Genomic DNA, 23,526 nt, shown 5'->3' on the forward strand with positions numbered 1-23,526 from the left:
GCACCGTGAATCTCCTCACGCTATTTGGCCTTGCGCGGTCGCGATTCACCATCGCGGTCATGATCTGCCTTCTGCTTGCCGGCGTTGTTCTCTATCCGAATTTCCCAAAGCGCGAGGACCCCGTCATCGTCATCCGCACCGCCGTGGTGTCGGCGCTGTTTCCGGGCATGGCGCCGGACCGGTTGGAAAACCTCGTTGCAATCCCGATCGAGCGCAAAATCCGCGAGCTTGCCGAGGTCAAGGACATCAGGACGCTCGCAACCGAAGGAGCCCTCACGATTTACGTGGACCTGAAGGATGAGGTTGGCAACGTCAACGCGGCCTGGCAGCGTCTCCGCGACAAGATGGGCGACGTCAAGGTCGAATTGCCGGAGGGCGTTATTGGTCCTTTCGTCAACAGCGACTTTGGCGATGTTTCGATTGCCACGATCGCCATCACCGGCGAGGGCTTCTCCCAGCGCGAAATGAAGGATGTCGCGGAGGAGTTTCGCAAGAAGCTGTATTTGCTCTCCGGAATCTCAAAGATCGACCTGTTGGGCGTTCAGGACGAACGGGTCTGGCTTGAGCTTGACACGCGCAAGCTTGCCGCGGTCGGGGTTCAGGTGAATGCCCTGATCAAGGACCTTCAGGGCCAGAACGTCGTTCTGCCATCCGGCGCCATCAATGCGGATGGTACGCGCCTGCTGCTTGAGACGTCGGGCGACTTTCCGAATGTGCGCGCCATAGAGACAATGCTGACGAAGGTCGGAGCGGGCGACAATCTGGTGCGGCTCGCTGACCTCGTGACCGTTCACCGCGGCTATGCGTCCCCCAAAATCAAGCCGGTTTACTTTGATGAACGGCCCGCCGTCGTCCTGAGTGTGGTCATGCAGCCCGATCAGGACGTCACCCAGCTCGGCCGGAGACTGCGCGCAGCCGCACACGACTACGAGCAGCAGCTTCCGATCGGCTACGCGATCGATTTTGCGACCTATCAGGCCGAGCAGGTCCGTGCATCCGTCAACTCGGCGCTTTCGAACGTGGGGCAGACCTTCATCGTCGTTGCCGCGCTGGTGGTTTTGTTTCTGGGCCTGCGCGCCGGGATCATCGCGGCGATGATCGTCCCGTTCGCCGTGATGTTCTCGCTCATCGGTATGCGCGTCTTCGGGATCGCGCTCGAGCAGGTCTCGATCGCCGCCATCATCATCGCGCTTGGGCTTCTGGTCGACAATGGCGTGGTCATGGTCGAGGACATCGTCAGCCGGATTGATCGGGGAGTGCCGGCTCAAGCCGCGGGTCTCGCGGCCGGCGAGCAGTATGCCCTTCCACTGCTGATATCGTCGATCACGACGATTGCGGCCTTTCTGCCGCTGTTCCTGCTGCCGGGATCTTCCGGCGAATATGCGTTCTCGCTGGCCGCGGTCGTCGCCTTGACACTGGCCGGCTCCTGGATTTCCGCGCTCTACATCCTGCCTGCGCTCACGGCCTGGTTCATCGGCCGCGGGCACGCTCCCCGCAAAGGGGAAACTTCGCCGTCCCGTCTGCAGCGCCTCTATGGTTCGGCACTGCAGATCGCGCTCCGCAATGCGCCTATCGTGTTGATCGGATGCATTGCCTTGGTCGCGCTGTCGTTGACGGAGTTCGGCCGTCTGCCGAAGCAGATGTTTCCGCTGAGCGAGCGCAGTCAGTTCCTCATCTATATGAACATGCCCGATGGAACGGACATTTCGCAAACCGAAGCGCGTGCGCTGGACATTTCGAAATGGCTTGGCGACAAGGCGCAGAATCCCGAGATCGCAAGCCATATCCTCTACGTCGGAGACGGCGGCCCCAGATTCTATCTGACGCTCACGCCGGTCGCGCCTGATCCCGTGTCAGCCTTCTTCCTGATCAACACGGGCGATTATCGGAGCGCCGTCAAAGCAGCGGATCGCGCCTGGAGCCATCTTTATGCCAACCATCCGGAGGCGCGTTTCAAGATCAAGCGGCTGGCGATGGGCTCGGTGGAATCTGGCATTGTCGAAGTAGAGATTTCGGGACCCGACGGCGACCGGCTGCTGGCGCTCAGCCAGAAGGTGAGATCGCTGTTTCAAGCCGCTCCCGGGATTCGCGACAACGAAGACGATTGGGGCAACAAGCTGATCAAGGTGGTGATCGATATCGACCAGGATCGCGCGCGCCAGCTCGGAATAACCTCGGAGGAAATCACCCAGCTGCTCAATACCTATTTCAGCGGAGCCGCGGTGTCGATCTATCGCGAAGGCGATAACCTCATTCCGATCGTGCTCCGGGCCACCGCCCATACCTCCGAGAGTCTGGAAGGTCTTACCAGCGCAACCTTTGCGAAAAATGGGACCCTCATTCCACTTGCGCAAATCGCGAGGCTGAAACCCGGCTTCGATGTGGCGCGGATCCGCCGCAAGAATCAGGAACGGACGATTACGGTGACGGCGCGGAGCGCGTCATTGACCGCCGGGCAACTGCTGGATTCCATTCGCCCCGCCCTGCAGTCGCTCGACCTCAGCGGCGGATATCACATCGATATCGCCGGCGAGATCCAGAAGAGCGCTGAAACCAACCAGAAGCTCGTTGCGGGATTTCCCGCAGCCCTCGGCGTGATGATTCTTGCGATCATCCTGCAATTCAACTCTTTCCGCCGCACGCTACTGACGTTCATCACCATACCGCTGATCCTGATCGGCATCCCCTTCGGCCTGCTGGCCGCCGGACAGCCGCTCTCGTTCTTCGGCACGCTCGGCATCATCAGCCTTTCCGGCATCATCATCAACAACGCGATCGTGCTCATCGATCAGATCGACATCGAGCGCGAGAAGCTGGATTTGCGCACTGCCATTGTCGCGGCGTCGGAGAAGCGCCTGCGTCCGATCCTGCTGACCTCGGCGACCACGGTCCTGGGGTTGGCGCCAATGGCGATCGCGGGCGGCGCTTTGTGGCAGCCGATGGCGGTGCTCATGATGTCCGGGCTTGCCGTCGCCTCGTTGTTGACTTTGTTTTTCGTGCCAACAGGGTATTTCCTGCTGTTCCGGTTCGACAAGAAGGTCATGGCCAGCGAGCAGCCGTGACCCGCTTGGTGCGGGCCGTCCTTGTCGAAGGTGTGGCCGGTCTGGCAGACCCTTGCCCGAAATTTACGAGTATGCGCTCTGGCTGACACTTCGACGCTTGCCTGACCGCGCCCTGCGGACGTAACCTGCCGGGACCATTTCCGCGCATCGAGATCCCCTGAAGATGCGATCCCTGCTTGCGCTCATTGCAGCCCTTGGATTGCTCTGCGCCCGTCCCGCCGTCGCCCAGCCGGTCGGCCAGTATCCATTTGCGCTGACGCGCGCAGGCCAGATGCTCGGCGCGGTCGAAGGCGAAGTGGCCTCCTTCAAGGGGCTTGCCTATGCGGCGCCGCCGGTCGGCAGCCTGCGCTGGCGGCCGCCGCAGGACCTGCCGGAGAGCTCGGAGATGAGCACGGCCTACGATTATGGCGCGCCCTGTCTGCAGCCGTCGCTACCGGCCGCGCGCGAGGATTGCCTCACGCTCAACGTATTCAGGCCCTTCGGCGTCGACGGGCCGCTGCCGGTGATGGTGTTCATCCATGGCGGCGGTTTTGTCAGCGGCACCGCCAACGATCCGCTTTTCGACGGTGCAAGATTCGCCCAGGCCGGCCTCATCGTCGTCACCGTGAATTATCGGCTCGGCGCGCTCGGCTGGCTCGAGCCTCCCGCGCTGACGGAGAACGGCTCCGGCAATTTCGGCTTGATGGATCAGATCGCAGCGCTGCGCTGGGTTCACGACAACATCGCGGCCTTCGGCGGCGATGCGAACAACGTCACGCTGTTCGGCAACGGTGCGGGCGCGACGTCGATCGCGCTCTTGATGCTGTGCGCGCAATCCCGCGATCTCTTCCAGAAAGCGATCCTGCAATCGGTGCCCGGCCGCGCGCGCCTGCCATCGTCACAGGAGGCCGAGGCTGCCGGGCGCCAATTCGTCGCCGCGCTCGGGAAGCTGGCGGATTTGCGCGCCGTCGAACCGGCGCGGCTGCTGGCCGCCGAGAGAAAACTGCTGGAGAAATCGCCGCGCAGATTTGCGCCGGCGATGGACGGAAACCTGGTGACCGAAGATATCGCCGCGGGATTTGCGGCAGGACACGAGAGCCGCATTCCCCTCATCATCGGTTCGAACGATGACGAGACCCGTTTCGACAGCGAGCTGGAAGTCAAGGAGGCGTTGTCATCCTCCATCGCGAGCCTCGATGAGTTGCGCGGGCTCTATCCTGACGCCAGGACGCCGTCTGAAATTGCCGCCAGCTTCTACACCGACAAGGTCTTCTCCGAGCCGGTGCGAATGCTCGCCCGGCTTCATGCCGCAACCGGCGCGCCCACCTTCCGCTATCGCTTCACCTACGTGCCGGAAGCCCGCCGCGCCAATCCCGACGAAGGCCATGGGCGCGAGTTGCAGTTCATCTTCGGCGTCGAGGGCGTGCCAGGCGCGGGCATCTTCTCGCGACGGGATCGCGAGGTCGCAAGCCGCATGCGATCTTACTGGATCAACTTTGCGAAGAACGGCGATCCCAACGGGCCCGAGCTGCCGCGTTGGGATGCGGCCGCCGACCGCGACCGTCTGCTGCTGATCGCAAACGATCGCATTGCGAGCGGCGACGATCCCTCATCGGAGCGTCTGGACCGGCTTGCACGCGAAAGCGAGAAGTGAGTTGATGCTAGGCCGCGAGCTCGACGCGCGGCGCCGGCGTGAGGCGGTCCTCTTCGAGATAGTCCATCGTGCCGTCCTTCTCGACGGCATAGAACTGCTGGCCGTCCTTGGACCGGTAGGCGGCGCGAACGACGCCGCGGCGGCCCTTGTCAGAGTTGACGACGTCCCCCAGCGCAAACTTCTTCATCGTAACGTCTCGCATGTATTCTGGCCGATTCCTGCGGCCACATCAGGATTGTGAGCGGCAAATCGTTAACGGCTTGCTAACCATGCCGGTTTGCCTATGCTCGCCCGCGGAGCGCGCGGAGGTCTCATCCGCGCAAGATGTCTTTGAGGCGAGCCTGAAAACATGACGCGATTTCCGACCCTGTTTCTGTCGCATGGCGGCGGCCCCTGGCCTTTCATGGAGGACCGCCGGGTGCAATATGCCAAGACTGCCGCGGAGTTCGGCCGGCTGCCGCAGCTGCTCCCCGAAAGACCGAAGGCGGTGCTGGTCATCACCGGCCATTGGGAGGCCGACGCCTTCACCGTGTCGACCTCGGCACATCCGCCGATGGTGTATGACTACTATGGTTTCCCCGAGCATACCTACCACATCACATATCCGGCGCCGGGCCGGCCCGAGCTCGCAGCAGAGGTGAAGGCGCTGCTTGCGCGCGCCGGTTTCGATTGCCGGGAAGATCCCAGGCAGGGCTTTGATCACGGCACCTTCGTGCCGCTCGGGCTGATGTATCCAAATGCCGACATGCCGATCGTGCTGCTGTCGCTGAAGTCGAGCTATGATGCGGCCGAGCACATCAAGGTCGGACAGGCGATCACCTCGCTGCGCGACGAGGGCATCCTGATTGTCGGCAGCGGGCTCACCTATCACAACATGCGCGGCTTCGGCCGCGCCGAGTCCAAACCAGTGTCGTATGATTTCGAGGCCTATCTGAACGAGGCGATCAGCAATCCGGACGCGGCGCGCCGCAACGCCATGCTGGTCGATTGGGAGAATGCGCCGAGCGCGCGTCTGGCGCATCCGCGCGAGGATCATCTCTTGCCGCTGATGGTCGCGGCCGGTGCCGCCGGCAGCGACGTCGGCAAGCGGGTTTTCGTCGACGAGGTCGCCAACGTCGCGATGGCGTCGTATGTGTTCGGATAAATATGTAGGGCGGATTAGCGAAGCGTAATCCGCCATTGAGGCGCGGCAAAGGTGGCGGATTACGCCAGGGACTGCGCTACGCGCAGCCGCGGGCTAATCCGCCCTACGCATTGCGCGACGCCACCAGGCCCCGATACAGCGCCGCATACTCGCCGGCGCGGTTGCGCCAGGACACGTCGGTGGCGAGTCCGCTTAACTGCAGCCGCCGCCAGGTGGCCTTGTCGTGGAAGGCGGCGTTGGCTTTCCGCAAGCTGCCGGTGAGGGCGTCGGCCGTCACCGGAGCGAACTTGAAGCCTGTGGCGTCGCGGCCGGTCTCGCTGATGTCGACGATGGTGTCCTCCAGACCGCCGACACGGGAGACGATCGGGACCGCGCCATAGCGCAGCGCGCAGAGCTGGGTCAGCCCGCACGGCTCGAACCGCGAGGGCACGAGCAGCGCGTCGGAGCCGGCCTGGATCAGGTGGGCGAGGATCTCGTCATAGCCGATCATCACGCCGATCCGGCCAGGATTGGCGCGCGCTGCGGCCTGATAGCGATCCTGGAGATCGCGGTCGCCGCTGCCGAGCAGTGCAAGCTGCATGCCCTGCTCCAGGATTGTCGGGATCGCCTCGAGCAGCAGGTCCAGGCCCTTCTGCCAGGACAGCCGGCTGATGACGCCGAGCAGCGGCGCCTCGTCGGAGGAATCGAGGTTGAACTGTTGCTGCAGCACCGCCTTGTTCGCGGCCCGGAACGTGAGATCCTCCGCACCGAAACGATAGGCGATATGCGGATCGGTTTGCGGATTCCACACGGCGACGTCGATGCCGTTGAGGATGCCGCTGAGCACGCCGGCGCGTTCGCGCAGCAGGCCGCCCAGTCCCATGCCGCCTTCGTCGCTCTGGATCTCGCGTGCGTAGGTCGGCGACACCGTGGTGATGCGATCGGCCAGTTGCAGCCCGGCTTTCAGGAAGCTGATGCCGCCGAAATATTCGAGGCCATGGATGTCGAGCGAGGCGTCCCAGGGCAGGCCGATCGCACCGGCCAGCGCGCGGTCGAACTTCCCCTGATAGGCCATGTTGTGAATCGTCATCACGGTGCCGGGCCGCGCCCCGCCATCGTAGTGCAGATAGGCCGGCGCCAGCCCGGCCTGCCAGTCATGGGCATGGACCACATCGGGGACGAAGCTTGCGACGAGACCGCGGCCGATATCGGCCGCGACGCGCGCCAGTGCCGCGAAGCGCACACCATTGTCCGGCCAGTCGACACCCTCGGCGGTGACGTAGGGGTTGCCCGGCCGCGCATAGAGATGTGGCACGTCGAGCACGAACAGGTCGAGCCCGTCGTGCGAACCGGCAAGCAGGCGTCCCGGCCCGCCGAAATAATCCGGCCAAAGCCGGATCTCATCCGCGCCCGCGAGCCGCCGCATCACCTCAGGATAGCCCGGCATCAAGGTGCGCATCTCGACGCCATGCGCTTTCAGCGCAAGCGGCAGTGCGCCGGCGACATCGGCGAGGCCGCCGGTCTTGACGATGGGATAGACTTCGGAAGCAACCGCCAGGACGCGAACAGGCGTCATGTATTGAGCCTGTCGATCATCGGCTGGGTGATCAGCGAGATGCCCTGCTCGGTGGTGCGGAAGCGCTTGGCGTCGAACTCGGGATCCTCGCCGACCACAAGGCCTTCGGGGATCTCGACGCCGCGGTCAATCACGACATTTTTCAAGCGCGCGCCGCGCCCGACATGCACGTAAGGCATGATCACGGCGTTCTCGACATTGGCATAGGAGTTGATGCGCACGCCGGTGAACAGCAGCGAGCGACGCAGCGAGGCGCCGGAAATGATGCAGCCGCCCGAGACCAGCGAGCTCACCGCCTGGCCGCGCCGGCTCTCCTCGTCATGGACGAACTTGGCGGGCGGCGTGATCTCCGCATAGGACCAGATCGGCCAGGCACGGTCGAACAGATCGAGCTCCGGCACCACGTCGGTCAAGTCGATATTGGCGGCCCAATAGGCATCTACCGTGCCGGCATCGCGCCAATAGGAGCGGGGGTCGCTGCCCGAGCGAACGCAGGAGGTCGAGAATTGATGCGCGATGGCGCGGCCGTTCTTGACGACATAGGGGATGATATCCTTGCCGAAATCGTGACTGGAGCTCGTATCCTCGGCGTCGCGCTTGAGCTGGTCGAACAGGAATTTCGTGTCGAAGACGTAGATGCCCATGCTGGCGAGCGAGACGTCGGGCTTGCCCGGCATCGGCGGGGGATCCTTGGGCTTTTCCAGGAATTGCTGGATCCAGCCGTTCTCGTCGACATGCATGATGCCGAAGCCGGAGGATTCTGCACGCGGCATTTCGAGGCAGCCGACCGTGACGTCGGCGCCGCTGTCGACGTGCTGACGCAGCATCACCTCGTAGTCCATCTTGTAGATGTGGTCGCCGGCCAGCACCACGATAAAGCGGGCATTGTGCGACTCGATGATGTCGATGTTCTGGTAGATGGCATCCGCCGTGCCGACATACCACATGCTCTCCGAGACGCGCTGGCTCGCGGGCAGGATGTCGAAGCTTTCGTTGCGTTCGGGACGGAAGAAGTTCCAGCCCATCTGGAGATGCCGGATCAGGCTATGCGCCTTGTATTGGGTGGCGACGGCGATGCGGCGGATGCCGGAGTTCACCGCGTTCGACAGCGCGAAATCGATGATGCGGGATTTGCCGCCGAAATAGACCGCGGGCTTGGCGCGCCGGTCGGTCAATTCCAGCAGCCGGCTGCCGCGGCCGCCCGCCAGGACAAATGCCAAAGCCTGGCGGGCAAGCGGCTCATTTCCGGCAGCACTCATGTCTTCCTCCCACTCATCTGGCGCTGGCCAAATTCTGGCGTAAACCGAAGGCTTCGCGAAGTACCTTGCGGCCGCGCATCATTGGAACCGATAGTAACGGTACGAATAGGTAATCGTGAAGATGCTTGTTGGTTGCGAACGCACGGGAAGCTTAACGCTTTGGCCGCGGCGGCAGCCCTTCGGCGCCCTCGCCCGGCGGTCATAAATCAGGCATGCCGAGCCGTCTTGTGCGCTGCACGCAAATTCGAGGCTTTGACTTCGCGCAAGGATGCAACATCATGGCATGCGATGCTGTTTCAAACGAAACGTCAGACAGGGAGTAAGACGATGAGTATCTGGAAGATGGCAATCGCCTGCTCGTTGACAGCAGGCGTCATGGCCGGCCAAATCGGGCAGGCATCAGCGGCGCCGATGCCGACCAATGTCGCGACCATGAAGGCCGCGGCCGGCGATGATGTCACCCAGGTTCATTGGCGTGGTGGCGGCTGGGGCTGGGGCCTGGGCGGCTTCGCGGCAGGTGCGCTCATCGGCAGCGCCATCGCCGGCGCGCCCTACGGCTATTATGGCGGGGGACCGTATTACGGCTACGGCTATCCGGCTTACGGCTATGGCTATGCGCCGGCCTATTATGGCTACGGCTACGGGCCGGCCTATCCTCGCTACTACCGCCCCTACCGTCCGTATTACGGCTATCGCTACGGCTACTACCGGCCGTACTACCGTCACTACTACCGCCGCTATTGGTGAGCGCTAGAGCGACAGCCACACGATCAGGCTCATGCAGGCAAAATGCGCGAGCACGATTGCGGCGAGATGAAGCGGGCCGGCCTTGAGGCGAAGCCTGCTCATCTCGCCGCCTCCGCGTTAGTTCGACCCCGCCGCCGCGGCGGTGAAGCTGCGGTCGACGGCTTTGCCGACGTCGAGGGTCTTGGGCAGGATGCCGTAGCGCGTCGCGCGGTCGGAGGCTTCCTGCACCTCCTTGATCACGACCTCGTCGATCGGAATCGGGTTGGTGCGCTGCGCGGTGTAGGCCGATAGCAGCACATCCTCGGGCAGTATCGTCAGCTCGGCCGTGCTCCTGGCATATTCGGCAATATGATCCCGCGACCAAAGCCGGGCCTTGTTCAGACGTTGCACGAGGTCCTGCACGGCTGCGCGCTTGGTGGCGATGGCGTTGTCCGAGGCGACGATAAAGGTGATGGTCGGCGTCAGGCCGTCGCCGTCGGCGATGACGCGAGCCTTGTCCCTTGAGGTCGCAAACGACACGTAGGGCTCCCACACCGCCCAGGCATCGATCGAGCCGGCGACGAGCGCGACCTTGGCATCGACAGGGCCGAGCGGCGCAAAGGTCGCGTCCTCCAGCTTGATCTGCGCCTTCTCCAAGGTCGCGTCGATCAGAAACTGGCCCCAGCCGCCGCGCGTGCCGGCGAGACGTTTGCCCTTGAGATCGGTGGCCGACTTGATCGGCGAATCCTGGCGCACCAGGATCGCCTGCGTCTTCGCATCCGACCTGGTGCCGCCGATCGCCTTGATCGGCGCGCCGGCCGCGTAGACCGACAGGAAGGAGAGATCGCCGGTATAGCCGACGTCGAGCGCGCCGGCGTTGAGCGCTTCCAGGATTGGAGCTGCCGCAGGGAATTCCGACCATTCGATCCTATAAGGCAGGTCCTTCGCATAGCCGGAGATCTCCAGCAGCGAGCGGTTGCCGCCTTTCTGGTCGCCGACGCGCAGCACGACATTGTCGGCCGCGAACGATGCGGCCGCCGTCGACAGGGTGACGGCTGCGGCGAACAGCGAGGCGGCCAGGCGGCGCGTGATGGGATGGTCCGAAGAGTTGAGGCTCATGTGATCTGTCTTGTTGCTTGTTTGTTACTTTGGCTCACGACGTGAGAGCGAACGATGCAGCGAGGCGATCAAGTCTATGATCGCGCGGTCTTCAGTCAATGAAATGGCCAACCGTATTGCGCGCGCATTGAGCAAGGACGTTTCAACGAATGCGTGCTTTCGAGAAAAGCGGCGCGTTGACTTTGGACTGCGTGACGGGGATGCCTCTCGCAGAGTCGTGAAGGTGCGCGCGAACTGATGAATCTGCGAAAAATCCTTTCATCGTTGCGGCGCGCGCCAATGGAGAGAATGACTTCGCGGCGCGCTACATTCGAAATTCCATTTCATTGACGATGCGGCACTCGCGCCGCATGATTTGCGCATCGCATCAACGCGGCGCCGGAAGCGCTCGCGATAAAAATGTTCTCTCAACGCAGCTCCGTACGGAACATGCGCAACGCGATCCGTTGCGCGGACGGCGGAGTCATGCCAACTCAGGAGTGGGGCTGATGCGCAACGACAACAAGCGCGCTGGATCGGGGCTCGACCGGCGTCACCTGCTTCAAGCCGGGCTGGCGGCGGCTTTCGCGGCGCCGCTCGGCGCGTGGGGCGCCCAGGCCTTCGTGCCACCGGCGCCGGCACCTGGCATCGATTTCTCGGAATTCCCGCTCTGCCGCACGGCTTCCGATGCGCCAGCGCTATCAGGCGCGCCGCGCAAGCTGAAACTGTCGTGGAATGCCGGCGCGGTCTGCCTTGCGCCGCTGCCGGTCGCGATCGAGCACGGCTTCTTCCAGAAGCAGAATCTCGACGTCGAGCTCGTCAATTATTCCGGCTCGACCGACCAACTGCTCGAGGCGATCGCCACCGGCAAGAGCGATGCCGGTCTCGGCATGGCGCTGCGCTGGCTGAAGCCGCTGGAGCAGGGCTTTGACGTCAAGATCGCGGCCGGCACCCATGGCGGCTGCATGCGCGTGCTGAGCCGCGCCGATTCCGGCGTGGCCAAGCTCGCCGATCTCAAGGGCAAGATCGTCGCGGTCGGCGATCTCGCCGGCCCCGACAAGAACTTCTTCTCCATTCAGCTTGCCAAGCTCGGTATCGACCCGAACAAGGATGTCGACTGGCGTGCCTATCCCGGCAATCTGCTCGATGTCGCGGTCCAGAAGGGCGAAGTGCAGGCCTTCCTGTCCTCCGATCCGCTCGCCTATCTCTGGCTGAAGGATACGCAGTACAGGGAAGTTGCCTCCAATCTCGACGGTGACTATCGCGACAAGAGCTGCTGCATCGTCGGCCTGCGCGGCAGCCTGGTGCGCGAGGAGCCGCAGGTCGCGCGTGCGATCACGCAGGCGCTGCTCGATGCCGCGATGTTCACCTCGCAGAATCCGGCCGTCGCGGCGAAGTCGTTCCAGCCCTATGCGCCGAAGGCCGCAACGCTGGCCGATATCGAGGGCATGGTGCGCTACCACACGCATCACCATCACCCCACCGGCGAGGTGCTGAAGCGCGAGTTGAAGGCTTACGCCGACGATCTCAAGAGCGTGCAGGTCTTCAAGCAAAGCACCGACACGACCAAATTCGCGGAGCACATCTATGTCGACGTATTCTCTGTCTGACGGGCTTGCCTCCGGCGCGCCGCGCCTCTCGCGCGCGCCCTGGCTTGCCGCCTGGTTTAGGGAGTGCGGTGCCGGTGTTGCCGCGAGCCTCGCCTGGATCGCCTTCGGCCTCTCATGTCTGTGGTGGGAGGACGTCGGCGACTGGTCGCGCACGCATTCGCTTGGCATCACCGCCTTCGTCATCGCGGCGGTCGCCCTGTTCGGAACGGTCGGCGCCGACTATATCGGTTCAGCGGGCAGGGCGCTGCGTCAGCGTGCGCCCTGGCTCATCGCACTTGGGGCCTTCCTCACGGTGTGGGAGGTCGCCACCGCAAAATTCGGTTGGCTGCCGCTGCCGTTCTTCCCGCCGCCGCAGGCGATCATCGAGGTCTATACCGACGATCTGCCGAAGCTGCTCGACAGCGTGTTCGCATCGGTCAAGCTCCAGCTTGGCGGCTACATCATCGGCGCCGTGGTCGGCTTCCTGACCGGTGTCTCGATCGGCTGGTCGCGCGAGGTCGCCTATTGGGTGCATCCCGTGCTGCGCTTCATCGGCCCGCTGCCGGCGACCGCCTGGCTGCCGATCGCCTTCTTCACCTTTCCCTCGAGCTGGAGCGCCTCGACCTTCCTGATTGCGCTGGCGACCGGCTTTCCGGTCACGGTGCTGACCTGGTCGGGCGTTGCGAGCGTCAGCACGGCCTATTACGACGTTGCGCGCACCCTTGGGGCAAAGCCGTCCTTCCTGGTGCTGAAGGTCGCGATCCCCGCCGCCTTGCCGCACGTCTTCGTCGGCCTGTTCATGGGGCTCGGAGCGTCCTTTGCCGTGCTTGTCGTTGCCGAGATGATCGGCGTCAAGGCGGGGCTCGGCTGGTACCTGCAATGGGCGCAAGGCTGGGCCGCCTATGCCAATATGTATGCGGCGCTGATCGTGATGTCGCTGCTCTGCTCCGGTGCCATCACGCTGCTGTTTGCGATCCGCGATCGCCTGCTGGTCTGGCAGAAGGGAACTGTCAAATGGTAGCGGCTCTCGCCGAAGCGATCACGCATTCGTCCGCCGGCGCCGCTCTCGACATCGAGCAGGTCAGCCATGCCTTCGATATCGACGGCGCCGAGCTGCCGGTGCTGAGCGACGTCAGTATCGCGGTCGAGCCCGGCGAATTCGTCGCGCTGCTCGGCCCCTCCGGCTGCGGCAAGTCGACCTTGCTGCGGCTGGTCGCAGGCCTCGACAAGCCCAAAGCGGGAAGCCTGCGCGAGGACGAGAGCCGCATCAGGGCGCCGCATCCGTCACGCGTCGTCGTGTTCCAGGATCCGACCCTGTTTCCCTGGCGGTCGGTCTGGGACAACGTGGCCCTCGGCCTCGAGGCCCAGGGCATCCTCAAGAGCCAGCGCCAGCGCGTCGACGCCGCGCTGGATCTGGTCGGGCTGTCGTCGTTCCGCAATGCCTATCCGCACCAGCTCTCCGGCGGTATGGCGCAGCGCGTGGCACTGGCGCGTGCGCTGGTGAACGATCCCAAGATCCTGATCTTGGATGAGCCGCTCGGCAAGCTCGACTCGCTGACCCGCATCACCATGCAGGCCGAGCTGGTTTCGCTGTGGCAGCGCAAGAGATTTACCACGCTGCTCGTCACGCATGACGCCGAGGAGGCGCTGGTGCTCGCGGGCCGCGTCATCGTCTTCAGCGAGCGCCCCGCTCGCGTGAAGGCCGACATCCGTGTGAACCGGCCCTATCCGCGCCATCGCGGCGATCCGTATCTTGCCGATCTGCGCCGCCAGATTCTCGGCCTGTTGGGATTGGATGCCACATGGTGACGTCTGTCGCTCAGGGACGGGTGGCCCGTAGCGAGCCCGACTATATCGCGCGCGCGGACGTGCTGGCGCCGGCCTTTGCCGCGCGCGCGGTCGAGCATGACCGCACCGGCAGCTTTCCCTTCGAGAATTTTCGCGAGCTCTCCGAGGCCGGCCTGCTCTCGCTGACGGTGCCGGCCGCCTTTGGCGGGGCGGGCGCGGGCGCAAGATACACCGCCCGCGTCCTCGGCATCATCGGCAAGGCCTGCCCGTCGACGGCACTGGTGCTGTCGATGCACTACATCAACCATCTGGTGATGGCACGCAACCCGAGCTGGCCGTTGAAACTGTCGCGCAAGCTCGCAATTGAGACCGTCGAAGGCGTCGCGCTGATCAACGCCCTGCGGGTCGAGCCCGAGCTCGGCTCGCCGGCGCGTGGCGGATTGCCGGCGACGATCGCGCGCCGCACCGAAACCGGCTGGCGCCTCTCTGGCCACAAGATCTATTCGACGGGCTCGCCGATCCTGAAATGGTATCTGGTCTGGGCCCGCACGGACGAGGCCGAGCCGCGCGTCGGCCAGTTCCTGGCGCCGGCGGGCCTGCCGGGCACAAGCATCGTCGAGACCTGGGACCACCATGGCCTGCGGGCCAGCGGCAGCCATGACGTCATCTTCGACGACGTCGTGATCCCGCTCGATGCGGAGATCGATGTCCGCGAGCCGGCGGACTGGCGCGCGCCCGATATCGCGCAGGCGACCGTGCATACCGTCTTCGTCGCCGCGATCTATGACGGCATCGCCCGCGCCGCGCGCGACTGGTTCGTCCAGTTCCTGAAACAGCGCGTCCCCGCCAGCCTCGGCGCGCCGCTCGCGACCCTGGCCCGCGCGCAGGAGATCCTGGGAGCGATCGAGGCGAGGCTCGCAGTCAATGCACGGCTGCTCGACACGTTTGCCCGCGATTTCGACGATGGGGTCCAGCTCTCCGCCGGCGAATCCAACGTCATCAAGCTGACAGTGACCAATAACGCGGTTGCCGTGGTCGAGGACGCCTTGTCGCTGACCGGCAATCACGGCCTGTCCCGCAGCAATCCGCTGGAGCGGCATTATCGCGACGTCCTGTGCGGGCGCGTGCATACGCCGCAGGACGACGCCACGCGCACCGGCCTCGGCCGCGCCGCGCTCGGACTTTAGAAAATCAACAAGGAGACCATCATGTCGGTCGAGTTCATCGGCTTTATCGCCAACAGCAATGCTTCCGAGACCATCGTGCGCCAGGGTCCGATCCTCGACCCGCACTATATCGAGACGGTGGCGAAGGCGCACGAGCTCGCCGGCTTCGACCGCGCGCTGCTGGCGTTCCACTCGACCACGCCGGATTCGCTCCAGGTCGCCCAGCACGTGCTGGCCATCACCAAGAACCTCAAAGTGATGATCGCGCAGCGGCCTGGCTTCACCGCGCCGACATTGCTGGCGCGTCAGCTCGCCACGCTCGACCAGCTCTATGGCGGCCGCGTCTCGCTGCACGTCATCACCGGCGGCAACGCCATCGAGCTGCGTCAGGACGGCAATACGCTGGACGACAAGGACGAACGCTACGCCCGCACCAGCGAATTCCTCGACGTTGTCAGGCTGGAATGGACCAGCGAGAAGCCGTTCAACTATAGCGGCAAGTACTACACCGTCGAGAACGGCTTTTCGCAGGTGAAGCCGCTGCAGAAGGGTGGCATCTTTACCTTCGTCGGCGGCGGATCGGACGCTGCGATAGAGGTCTCGGGCAAGCATGCCGACACCTTTGCGCTGTGGGGCGAATCCTATGCGCAGGTGCGCGACGTCACCGCGCGGGTCCGCGCGGCGGCCGCGAAGCATGGGCGGCCGAGCCCGCGCTTCAGCCTGTCGGTGCGGCCGATCCTCGCCGACACCGAGGAGAAGGCCTGGAAGAAGGCCGAAGGGATCCTCGCGCGTGCCACCGCACTCCAGGACCAGACCGGCTATCGCCGGCCCAATCACGCCACCGACGGCGCCAAGCGTCTCCTTGCGCTGGCAGACCAGGGCGCGCGCATCGACAAGCGACTGTGGACCGAGATCGCCAAGCTCACCGGCGCCAACAGCAACTCGACCGCGCTGGTCGGCACGCCGGAGCAGGTCGCCGAGGTCTTCGCCGACTATTACGACCTCGGCGTCAGCCATTTCCTGATCCGCGGCTTCGATCCGCTGCCCGATGCCATCGACTATGGCCGTGAGCTGATCCCGCTGACGCGTAAGCTGATCGCCGAACGCGACCAGCAGCGGGGGATTGCGGCGGAATGATCCGGCTCGTTGTTGCTGTGGCGCTCGCGCTTGCGGGCGCTGATCTCGCGGTCGCGCAAACGACGCTGCGCGTCGGTGACCAGAAGGGCAACGCGCGGGCAGTGATGGAAGCCGCGGGCGTGCTCAACGACGTGCCTTACAAGATCGAGTGGAGGGAGTTTCCGGCCGCCGCGCCGCTGCTGGAAGCGCTGAGCGCCGGCGCGATCGAGACCGGGCTCGTCGGCGATGCGCCCTTCACCTTTGCCGCCGCCTCCGGTGCGCCGGTGAAGGCGATTGCGGCGATCCGGCAGACCCGCGAGGGGCTTGCGATCCTCGTGCCCGAGAACTCGCCGATCAAGACCTTCGGCGATCTCCGGGCTAAGAAGATCGCAACCGGCCGCGGCTCGATCGGGCATCAGCTGATCCTCGCCGCGCTCGAAAAGAACGGCTGGAGTGCTGCTGACGTGCAGATCGCGTTCCTGGCGCCGTCCGATGCCAAGATCGCCTACACGCAGGGGTCGGTCGATGCCTGGTCGACCTGGGAGCCTTATGTCAGCCAGGAGGAGGTGCTGTTCAAATCGCGTCGTATCATCACTTCGGAGGGCCTGACGCCGGGCCTCAGCTTCCAGGTGGCGCGGCCGGACGCGATCCGCGACAAGCGCGCCGAGCTGACTGATTTCATCCGCCGCCTGACCGCGGCGCGGGCGTGGTCGCTGAACAACATCGACAGCTATGCCGCGACCTGGGGCAAGTTGATGCACATCCAGACCGCCGTGCCGCAGAACTGGCTCTCGCGCGCAAAAATCAGGATCGCACCGATCGACGACAGCGTGGTTGCGGACGAGCAGAGCACCATCGATCTCTATTTCCGCTGGGGCCTGATCAAGCAGAAGCTCGATGCTGCCGAGATCGTCGATCGCTCCTTTGCGGACGCGATCGCGAAGGCCGGGCTGTAGCTGCCGGATGAGGGGAGTCTCTTCGCATGTCCGGTTTCGCAGGGTGGGCAAAGGCGCACTTGGGCCGTGCCCACCACCTCTTTCGATCGTGAAGATTGCGTGGGCACGCTCCGCTTTGCCCACCCTACGATACTGCCTCCAGGGCACGAGATCTCACGAGGTCATCAAGCGCCTGTGAGATGAGGACGAGGCTTCTCGCATGGCGACAATCCTCGAAGGATTCTTTCTGCATTCTTGTCCGCAACAACACCCTCATTTCTATTTGCACCACCTCCCTTGCGGCCCGCTCCATCCCCTCAAAAATCAATCAGACGACCACATCGGGAGACCGGCCATGGGCCTGCAAGAAACAAAAATCGAATCGCTTCCCTTCGTCACCGCTGAACTCAACTATCTCGCGCCTGTGTCAGGCAAGCCGCGCACCTATGCTTTCGATCCACCCCCGGGGGAGCCGAAGAGCACCTCGCTGCCGGAGCCGCATCTGGTGCCGGTCTTCGATGCGCGGCTGATCGCAGAAAATTTCTCGCTTGATCGCGAAGGTTTTGCGCTGGTGCGCCATCCGCATCGAGTGAAGGATTTTTACAACGATGAGGAAATCCGCAGCGTCTACTATCCTGCCGTCGAGGCTTTCCTGCGCGCGACATTGAAGGCCGACCGTGTCTTCATCTTCGACCATACCGTCCGCAAGCGCGTCGAAGGTGCTCCCGACATTCGCGACGGCGGGCCACGCCAGCCTGCGACGCGCGTACATGTCGACCAGACCGTCGTCTCCGGCGCCAATCGCGTGCGCGAGCATCTGCCTGACGAGGCGGAGGAGTTGCTCAAGGGCCGCGTGCAGGTGATCAACCTGTGGCGGCCGATCCGCGGTCCCTTGCGCGATTCACCGCTCGCCATGGCCGACGGCACGACGGTGGCTTCAGAAGATCTCGTCGCCTCGGACCTGATCTATCCCAATCGGCGCGGTGAAACCTATTCGGTGAAATACAATCCTGATCATCGCTGGTTCTATTTTCCCGAGATGACACCGGACGAGGCGCTGCTGCTCAAATGCTATGATTCCGCAACTGACGGCCGCACCCGCTTCGCGCCGCACACCGCCTTCGTCGATCCGACCACGCCACCGGATGCTTCGCCGCGCGAAAGCATCGAGGTGCGCACCCTCGTCTTTCACAAACAGTAACAATGTGTGATGGACCCGCCGGGCATGGCCTGGCGGAGTTCCCGGAACCATCTGGAACCGGACGACGTTGCAGCGCCGGGCAGGGCCAACCGTGGAGCGGTGCCGTGCGAGCGCAGCCGACGTTATTGTATTGCCTGACGATTTTCTCGCTTTCTGCATTTTCTGTCGCCCACGCCGAAAGCGGACTTGCCTCATACTATGGATACGGAAAAGCCGCGAGGAGCGGCGAGCTGACTTGCGCGCACCGAACGCGTCCGTTCGGCAGCGTGCTGAAAGTGTCCTATAGCGGACGGACGATTCAGTGCCGCGTCAATGATCGCGGCCCTTTCATCCGCGGCCGTATCGTCGATCTCTCGGTGCCCGCCGCCCGTGCGCTCGGCATGATGAGTGCAGGCGTGGTGCGGGTCTCGGTGGAATAGCTCTGCCTTCGCGCTATAGTGCCGCCCGAGGCAAGGGGGGCGTTATGGCTCGCATCAGGGTGGGACTCGTCGGCTGCGGCTTCGTGTCGGAGCTGCATATGTATGCATTCCGGCGCGTCTATGGCGTGGATGTCGAGGTGGCCGCGGTCGCCGCGCGCGGCGATCATGTCGTCGCATTCGCGGGCCGCCACAACATCCCGCGCGTCTATCGCAGCTTTGCGGAGCTGATCGCGGACCGCGAGCTCGATGTGATCGACATCTGCACGCCGCCCAGTCTCCATGCCGAGATGATCGTCGCCAGCATGCAGGCCGGCAAGCACGTCATCTGCGAAAAGCCGTTTGCCGGCTATTTCGGCCGCAATGGCGACCAGCAGCCGATCGGCAGGCACGTGCCAAAGGCCCTGATGTATGAGCGCCTGATCGAGGAGATGGACGCCACCCGCGCCGCGATCGAGCGCACCGGAAAACTCTTCATGTATGCCGAGGACTGGATCTACGCGCCTGCAGTGACCAAGACCGCCGAGATCCTCAAGGCCACCAAAGACAAGATCCTGTTCATGAGGGGCGAGGAGAGCCATTCCGGCTCGCACGCCGCGCATGCCGCACAATGGGCGATGACCGGCGGCGGCTCGCTGATCCGGATGGGCTGCCATCCGCTCTCGGCGGTGCTCTATCTCAAGCAGGTCGAAGCGCGCACCCGAGCGGAGAAAATCCATGTCGTCAGCGTCACCGGCGATATCGGCAATGTCACCGCCGTCCTCAGGCCGGACGAACGCACCTACATCAAGGCCAAGCCCGTCGACGTCGAGGATTGGGGCACGCTGACCGCGACCTTCTCCGACGGCACCAAGGCCACGATATTCTCCGGTGACATGATCATGGGCGGCGTGCGCAATTTGATCGAGACCTACACGTCGGGCGGATCGCTGTTCGCCAACATCACGCCGAACAATCATCTGATGAGCTACCAGACCTCCGAGGAGAAGCTCGCGAGCGTCTACATCACCGAGAAGGTCGACCGCAAAACCGGCTGGCAATATGTGTGCATTGAGGAGGAATGGACGCGAGGCTATCTCCAGGAGATCCAGGATTTCATGGAATGCGCCGCCACGGGACGACAGCCTTTGTCGGACCTGGCGCTGGCCTACGAGACCATCAAGGTCAACTATGCCGGCTATTGGGCCGCGGAGGAGGGGCGGCGGGTGGTGCTGTAGCTGTCGCCAAGCGACTATTCCCTCGAGCGCTTCAATTCGGCGTCGTGTTGCTCGTCCATCCCATCAGGGTCGGAAGGAGCGTCATCCGGGAGAAACTGCGCTGGATGCTTGCGGGTGAGCAGAAGCTGCTTGCGCATCTCGGCAAGGCGGGCACGGCAGAATTCCTTGTAGAGCAATTCGAATAGGGCGGGCATTGTCACCCCCATCGCTGCAATTCAAGCTCTGAAATATCTGATCCCGCTGCACGGCTTCTGCGAAAATGCGAGCCGGTTGCCTGAGAGGCCAACCCGAGCTGAAATGCCGTTGGCTGTCCGGTTTGTACGTACGAAAATCGAGCGCCGCCAGTCACCCAGTTCACACTCTAGAAGGCTTTTGTTTCAAAGAGACTTCGTCTCACAACCAGCGCGAGTTGCCGGGCGGCCCAAAATCCAACCATAGCGCGCAAACAATGATCGGTGGGTGTAAGTGTTCCTGCTTGCACGCGGTCGGCGCCGACGTGTTGTGGACGCCGCTTTCTTCCCCCTCCGGGCAGGGCAATCACCATTGGAATAGACGACGACCCGCGGGCTTGCTCCGCCTCTCCCGCTTGCCAAGCGGGAGAGGGAGCCCAGTGCCGATGCCGTCGCATCGTGCATCCATCTGCGATAGATCTGCGGAGGGCAAGTCGCCTCTTTCACGCCCCGTAGGTCGATCCCTTCGGCAGCGGAAACACCGGGTCTTGTGTCCTGATGTTGGTCGGCCACACCACGGAAATGTGCTCGCCGGCGTTCTGCATCACCACCGGCGTGGAGCGTTCGTTCTGGCCGGACAACGGCGTGCCCGGCGGGAAGAACTTCACGCCGTAGCCTTGGATGGTGCCGCCGGGCGGGATGTCGACGTCGAGTGCGGCTTTGCGAATGGCTTCCGGCTCGAAGCTGCCGTATTTCTCTTTCGCCACCGGCAGCACGTTGTTGAGCAAAACCCAGGTCTGATTAAAACCCATCGAGCAGTGCGGCGGCACATCAGTGGCATTGGTCTTGGCCTGGTAGCGCGTGACCATGGTCTTGATCAGCTCGCCCATGCCAGGCGCCAGCTTCGACGGATCGAGCAGCTGCGCCGGCACCGGATCGATGTTGCAGAAATTGTCGATGTCGGCGCCGAAGGTTGCGCGCAGCTTGTCGAGCTGGCTGTAGCCGGCGCCGGCGCCGAACAGCATCTTGAACCGAAGTCCGCTCTCGCGCGCCTGGCGCAGGAACAGGGTGATGTCGGGGTTATAGCCGGCATGCGAGATCACATCGACCTTGGCGCGCTTCAGCTTGGTCACGAGCACCGAGAGATCGGGTGCCGAGGCCGAATAGCCTTCGCGCAGCACCACCTGGATGCCGGCCTCCTTGGCATATGCTTCGTCAGCGGCGGCGACGCCGACGCCATAGGGACCGTCCTCATGGATCAGCGCGACCTTGACGTCCTTGGGCTCCATGCCGAGCTTGCCCTTGGCGTGTTCGGCGAGGAAGCCGGCAAACGCCTGGCCGTATTGATCCGAATGGATCTGCGCGCGAAACACATATTGCAGGTTCTTGTCCTTGAACACGGCGGTCGACACCGCGGTCGTGATCCAGAGGATCTTCTTCTGCTGTTCGACCTTGGCTGCGAGCGGCACGGCATGCGCGCTGGCATAGACCCCGTTGAGGATGTCGATCTTCTCCTGGCTGATCAGGCGCTCGGCCTCGTTGATCGCCACGTCGGGCTTGCTCTGGGAATCCGCGGCGACCGGAACAATCTTGGTCTTGCCGCCAATGCCGCCCTTCTCGTTGACGAGATCGATCGCGATCTGCGCGCCGACCGAGGAGGCGACCGAGCCTCCGGCCGCGAATGGTCCGGTGAGATCGTAGATCAGGCCGATGCGCAGAGTCTCGGCTTGCGCCTGGGCCCGGGTCCAATCGAGGCTGAGCGTGGCGGCGGCAGCCGCCGTACCCTTCAGCAGCTGCCTGCGTGAAGTCGGCATCCTATCCTCCCTCGGATCAGTCATTTGCGACTGGTCTTATGTTTTCCGGCAAGTATTTGGAGGGCGATTCCGAAAGTCAACATGCGCCGCACTAGGCAATTCGGATGCATGCAGCCGAGCGTGATCGCGTCGGAATTTTTCCCTGAGTCTCATTCTTTTGCGCCGGGCCGTGCTTTGGTTCGCAATCATTCCTCGGCATTGCATCGGGGTGGAGGCGAACATCCGCCTGTCACGCGTGGGTTTTCAGCTTCGCCGCGACGCGATATCGCTTTCCGCAGATGCGATGGCGTCGCTTCACGCGTTGCAGCAGGGCAGGGCCCATGACCGGCATTCGGCTTGTGCGCCTCGGAGGTTGCGTGGCATCCTAGCGCGGTAAATTGCACGGGAAGCCCAATTCCCGGCTTGCGCCGCATTATGGGTGGAAACAAAAGCTCAGGAGAAGAGATATGGTTTGGACGCTTCGTTTTACGGGGCTCGCCTGCGTTGGCCTGTTGCTGTCCTCCGTCAGCGCCCTCGCAGGGCCCAAGGTCGTGTCCGGTCCGGGCGCCGATCCCGGATGTTTCAAGCCCTGGTCATCCGAGACCAAGTTCTTCCAGTGGGACAAGAAGCCCGGTCCCTACAAGATCGCCCTCGTCAACGGCTTCGTCGGCAACACCTGGCGCATCCAGATGGTGAAGACCGCGAAGGCCTTCGCCGCGCAGCCGGGCATCAAGGAGAACATCAAGGAGTTCAAGGTCGTCTCCACCGGCACCGATGTTGCGGCGCAACTCGGCGCGATGGAGGACTTCATCAATCAGGGCTTTGACGCCATCGTCACCATCGCTGTCGCCCCTGACGGCTTCGACCGCATCATCCGCCTCGCCGACAAGAACAACGTGGTCGTGGTGCCCTTCGACAACGTCCTCGACACCGACAAGGTGATGATGGTCAACGAGGACCAGAAGGAAATGGGCCGCATGTCGGCGAAATGGCTGATCGATGAGAGCGGTAAGAAGAGCGGCGACATTCTCGAGGTACGCGGCCTGCCGGGCAATTCCGTCGACCGCGACCGCCATCTCGGCTTCCGCGAGGTGATGGAAGCGCCGGGCAACAGCTTCAAGATCACTGAAGTGGTCGGCAATTGGGACACCGGCACCTCGCAGAAGGTGACGGCGGATGCGCTCGCGGTGCACGGCCATTTCGACGGCGTGTTCACGCAGGGCGGCTCCGACGGCACCGTGCAGGCGATGATGGCGGCCAAGCACCCCTTCGTGCCGATGTCGGGCGAGGGTGAGAACGAGTTCCGCAAGCAGATCGCCGATCACGCCAAGGACGGGCTCAAGGGCATGTCCTACGGCCAGTCGCCGGCGCTGGTCGCGATCGCCACCAAGGCGGCGATCTCGGCGCTGCAGGGCAATGTCATGCCGCAGCTGATCTCGATCCCGATTCCAGTCGCGACCTACAAGGACCTCAAGCCCGGCGAGAACTACTGGCCGGAGCTGAATGCAAACTTCTTCGCGCCGAACCAGTTCACGCCCTGCGGCGTCAACTTCACGGCGCCGGAGATCATGTCGCAGAGCGAAAAGAATACCCAGTGAGCCTGCTGGAGACGTCACGGTTGCGGCCCGGCCTTCGCCGGGCCGCCGCTGCGTGAGCCC

At 63.7% G+C, this 23,526-nt stretch carries 20 protein-coding genes; 14 read left to right on the forward strand and 6 right to left on the reverse strand.

The window, feature by feature from the left end:
• Nucleotides 1-5: 5 nt before the first annotated feature.
• Both ACNJX9_RS12165 and ACNJX9_RS12170 read left to right on the forward strand, forming a co-directional pair.
• The gene (locus ACNJX9_RS12165; RefSeq protein WP_439408971.1) at nt 6-3,062 is read left to right on the forward strand and encodes an efflux RND transporter permease subunit; all 3,057 of its coding nucleotides are present in this window, start codon (nt 6-8) and stop codon (nt 3,060-3,062) included.
• Between the two features lie 163 nt (nt 3,063-3,225).
• Nucleotides 3,226-4,695 carry a carboxylesterase/lipase family protein gene (locus tag ACNJX9_RS12170; protein WP_439408972.1) on the forward strand — a complete coding sequence of 490 codons (1,470 nt, stop codon included), beginning with the start codon at nt 3,226-3,228 and terminating at the stop codon, nt 4,693-4,695.
• A 7-nt stretch (nt 4,696-4,702) separates the two neighbouring features.
• Here the strand turns inward: ACNJX9_RS12170 and ACNJX9_RS12175 are convergent, their stop codons facing one another.
• Complete coding sequence (locus ACNJX9_RS12175) at nt 4,703-4,882, reverse strand: hypothetical protein (protein WP_057750604.1); 180 nt, start codon at nt 4,880-4,882, stop codon at nt 4,703-4,705.
• A gap of 162 nt (nt 4,883-5,044) precedes the next feature.
• On the opposite strand from ACNJX9_RS12175, the gene ACNJX9_RS12180 reads away from it, so the two are divergent.
• Entirely contained in the window at nt 5,045-5,839 is a 795-nt protein-coding gene (locus ACNJX9_RS12180; RefSeq protein ID WP_057750548.1) for a DODA-type extradiol aromatic ring-opening family dioxygenase, read from the forward strand.
• A 103-nt stretch (nt 5,840-5,942) separates the two neighbouring features.
• Here ACNJX9_RS12180 and glgA read toward each other — a convergent pair whose 3' ends face one another.
• The gene (glgA, locus tag ACNJX9_RS12185; protein WP_439408974.1) at nt 5,943-7,394 is read right to left on the reverse strand and encodes a glycogen synthase GlgA; all 1,452 of its coding nucleotides are present in this window, start codon (nt 7,392-7,394) and stop codon (nt 5,943-5,945) included.
• Nucleotides 7,391-8,653, reverse strand: a complete 1,263-nt coding sequence (glgC, locus tag ACNJX9_RS12190; protein ID WP_057750542.1) for a glucose-1-phosphate adenylyltransferase — start codon at nt 8,651-8,653, stop codon at nt 7,391-7,393. The genes glgA and glgC overlap by 4 nt, the downstream gene beginning before the upstream one ends.
• Nucleotides 8,654-8,980: 327 nt before the next feature.
• Between glgC and ACNJX9_RS12195 the strand changes: the two genes are divergently transcribed.
• Entirely contained in the window at nt 8,981-9,400 is a 420-nt protein-coding gene (locus tag ACNJX9_RS12195; RefSeq protein ID WP_439408976.1) for a hypothetical protein, read from the forward strand.
• Between the two features lie 117 nt (nt 9,401-9,517).
• On the opposite strand, the gene ACNJX9_RS12200 is transcribed toward ACNJX9_RS12195, so the two are convergent.
• Nucleotides 9,518-10,498, reverse strand: coding sequence for an ABC transporter substrate-binding protein (locus ACNJX9_RS12200; protein ID WP_439408978.1), 981 nt, complete (start codon nt 10,496-10,498; stop codon nt 9,518-9,520).
• A gap of 488 nt (nt 10,499-10,986) precedes the next feature.
• Between ACNJX9_RS12200 and ACNJX9_RS12205 the strand changes: the two genes are divergently transcribed.
• The 9 genes from ACNJX9_RS12205 to ACNJX9_RS12245 all read left to right on the forward strand — a co-directional run bounded on the left by ACNJX9_RS12205 (nt 10,987) and on the right by ACNJX9_RS12245 (nt 19,905).
• The gene (locus ACNJX9_RS12205; RefSeq protein WP_439408979.1) at nt 10,987-12,087 is read left to right on the forward strand and encodes an ABC transporter substrate-binding protein; all 1,101 of its coding nucleotides are present in this window, start codon (nt 10,987-10,989) and stop codon (nt 12,085-12,087) included.
• The gene (locus ACNJX9_RS12210; RefSeq protein ID WP_439408981.1) at nt 12,065-13,087 is read left to right on the forward strand and encodes an ABC transporter permease; all 1,023 of its coding nucleotides are present in this window, start codon (nt 12,065-12,067) and stop codon (nt 13,085-13,087) included. The genes ACNJX9_RS12205 and ACNJX9_RS12210 overlap by 23 nt, the downstream gene beginning before the upstream one ends.
• Nucleotides 13,081-13,875 carry an ABC transporter ATP-binding protein gene (locus ACNJX9_RS12215; protein WP_439408983.1) on the forward strand — a complete coding sequence of 265 codons (795 nt, stop codon included), beginning with the start codon at nt 13,081-13,083 and terminating at the stop codon, nt 13,873-13,875. Before ACNJX9_RS12210 ends, ACNJX9_RS12215 begins: the two co-directional genes overlap by 7 nt.
• The gene (locus tag ACNJX9_RS12220) at nt 13,869-15,041 is read left to right on the forward strand and encodes an acyl-CoA dehydrogenase family protein (protein ID WP_439408984.1); all 1,173 of its coding nucleotides are present in this window, start codon (nt 13,869-13,871) and stop codon (nt 15,039-15,041) included. The genes ACNJX9_RS12215 and ACNJX9_RS12220 overlap by 7 nt, the downstream gene beginning before the upstream one ends.
• 21 nt (nt 15,042-15,062) lie before the next feature.
• A complete protein-coding gene (locus ACNJX9_RS12225; protein WP_439408986.1) occupies nt 15,063-16,157 on the forward strand; it encodes an LLM class flavin-dependent oxidoreductase in 1,095 nt (364 codons plus the stop codon).
• The gene (locus tag ACNJX9_RS12230; protein WP_439408988.1) at nt 16,154-17,092 is read left to right on the forward strand and encodes an ABC transporter substrate-binding protein; all 939 of its coding nucleotides are present in this window, start codon (nt 16,154-16,156) and stop codon (nt 17,090-17,092) included. The genes ACNJX9_RS12225 and ACNJX9_RS12230 overlap by 4 nt, the downstream gene beginning before the upstream one ends.
• A 334-nt stretch (nt 17,093-17,426) precedes the next feature.
• On the forward strand, nt 17,427-18,272 hold the full coding sequence (locus ACNJX9_RS12235; protein ID WP_439408989.1) for a CmcJ/NvfI family oxidoreductase: 846 nt from the start codon (nt 17,427-17,429) through the stop codon (nt 18,270-18,272).
• 104 nt (nt 18,273-18,376) lie between these two features.
• Nucleotides 18,377-18,691, forward strand: a complete 315-nt coding sequence (locus ACNJX9_RS12240) for a septal ring lytic transglycosylase RlpA family protein (RefSeq protein ID WP_057750533.1) — start codon at nt 18,377-18,379, stop codon at nt 18,689-18,691.
• Between the two features lie 44 nt (nt 18,692-18,735).
• Nucleotides 18,736-19,905 (forward strand): Gfo/Idh/MocA family protein, encoded by a 1,170-nt coding sequence (locus tag ACNJX9_RS12245; RefSeq protein ID WP_439408992.1) that lies wholly within the window; start codon nt 18,736-18,738, stop codon nt 19,903-19,905.
• 14 nt (nt 19,906-19,919) lie between these two features.
• Here the strand turns inward: ACNJX9_RS12245 and ACNJX9_RS12250 are convergent, their stop codons facing one another.
• On the reverse strand, nt 19,920-20,099 hold the full coding sequence (locus tag ACNJX9_RS12250) for a hypothetical protein (RefSeq protein WP_162268389.1): 180 nt from the start codon (nt 20,097-20,099) through the stop codon (nt 19,920-19,922).
• A 479-nt stretch (nt 20,100-20,578) separates the two neighbouring features.
• Complete coding sequence (locus tag ACNJX9_RS12255; RefSeq protein ID WP_439408994.1) at nt 20,579-21,889, reverse strand: ABC transporter substrate-binding protein; 1,311 nt, start codon at nt 21,887-21,889, stop codon at nt 20,579-20,581.
• Between the two features lie 446 nt (nt 21,890-22,335).
• Between ACNJX9_RS12255 and ACNJX9_RS12260 the strand changes: the two genes are divergently transcribed.
• Entirely contained in the window at nt 22,336-23,466 is a 1,131-nt protein-coding gene (locus ACNJX9_RS12260) for a sugar ABC transporter substrate-binding protein (protein ID WP_057750525.1), read from the forward strand.
• Nucleotides 23,467-23,526 lie beyond the last annotated feature (60 nt).

Source organism: Bradyrhizobium sp. BLXBL-03 (genome assembly GCF_051853015.1).
Taxonomy (GTDB): Bacteria; Pseudomonadota; Alphaproteobacteria; order Rhizobiales; family Xanthobacteraceae; genus Bradyrhizobium; species Bradyrhizobium manausense.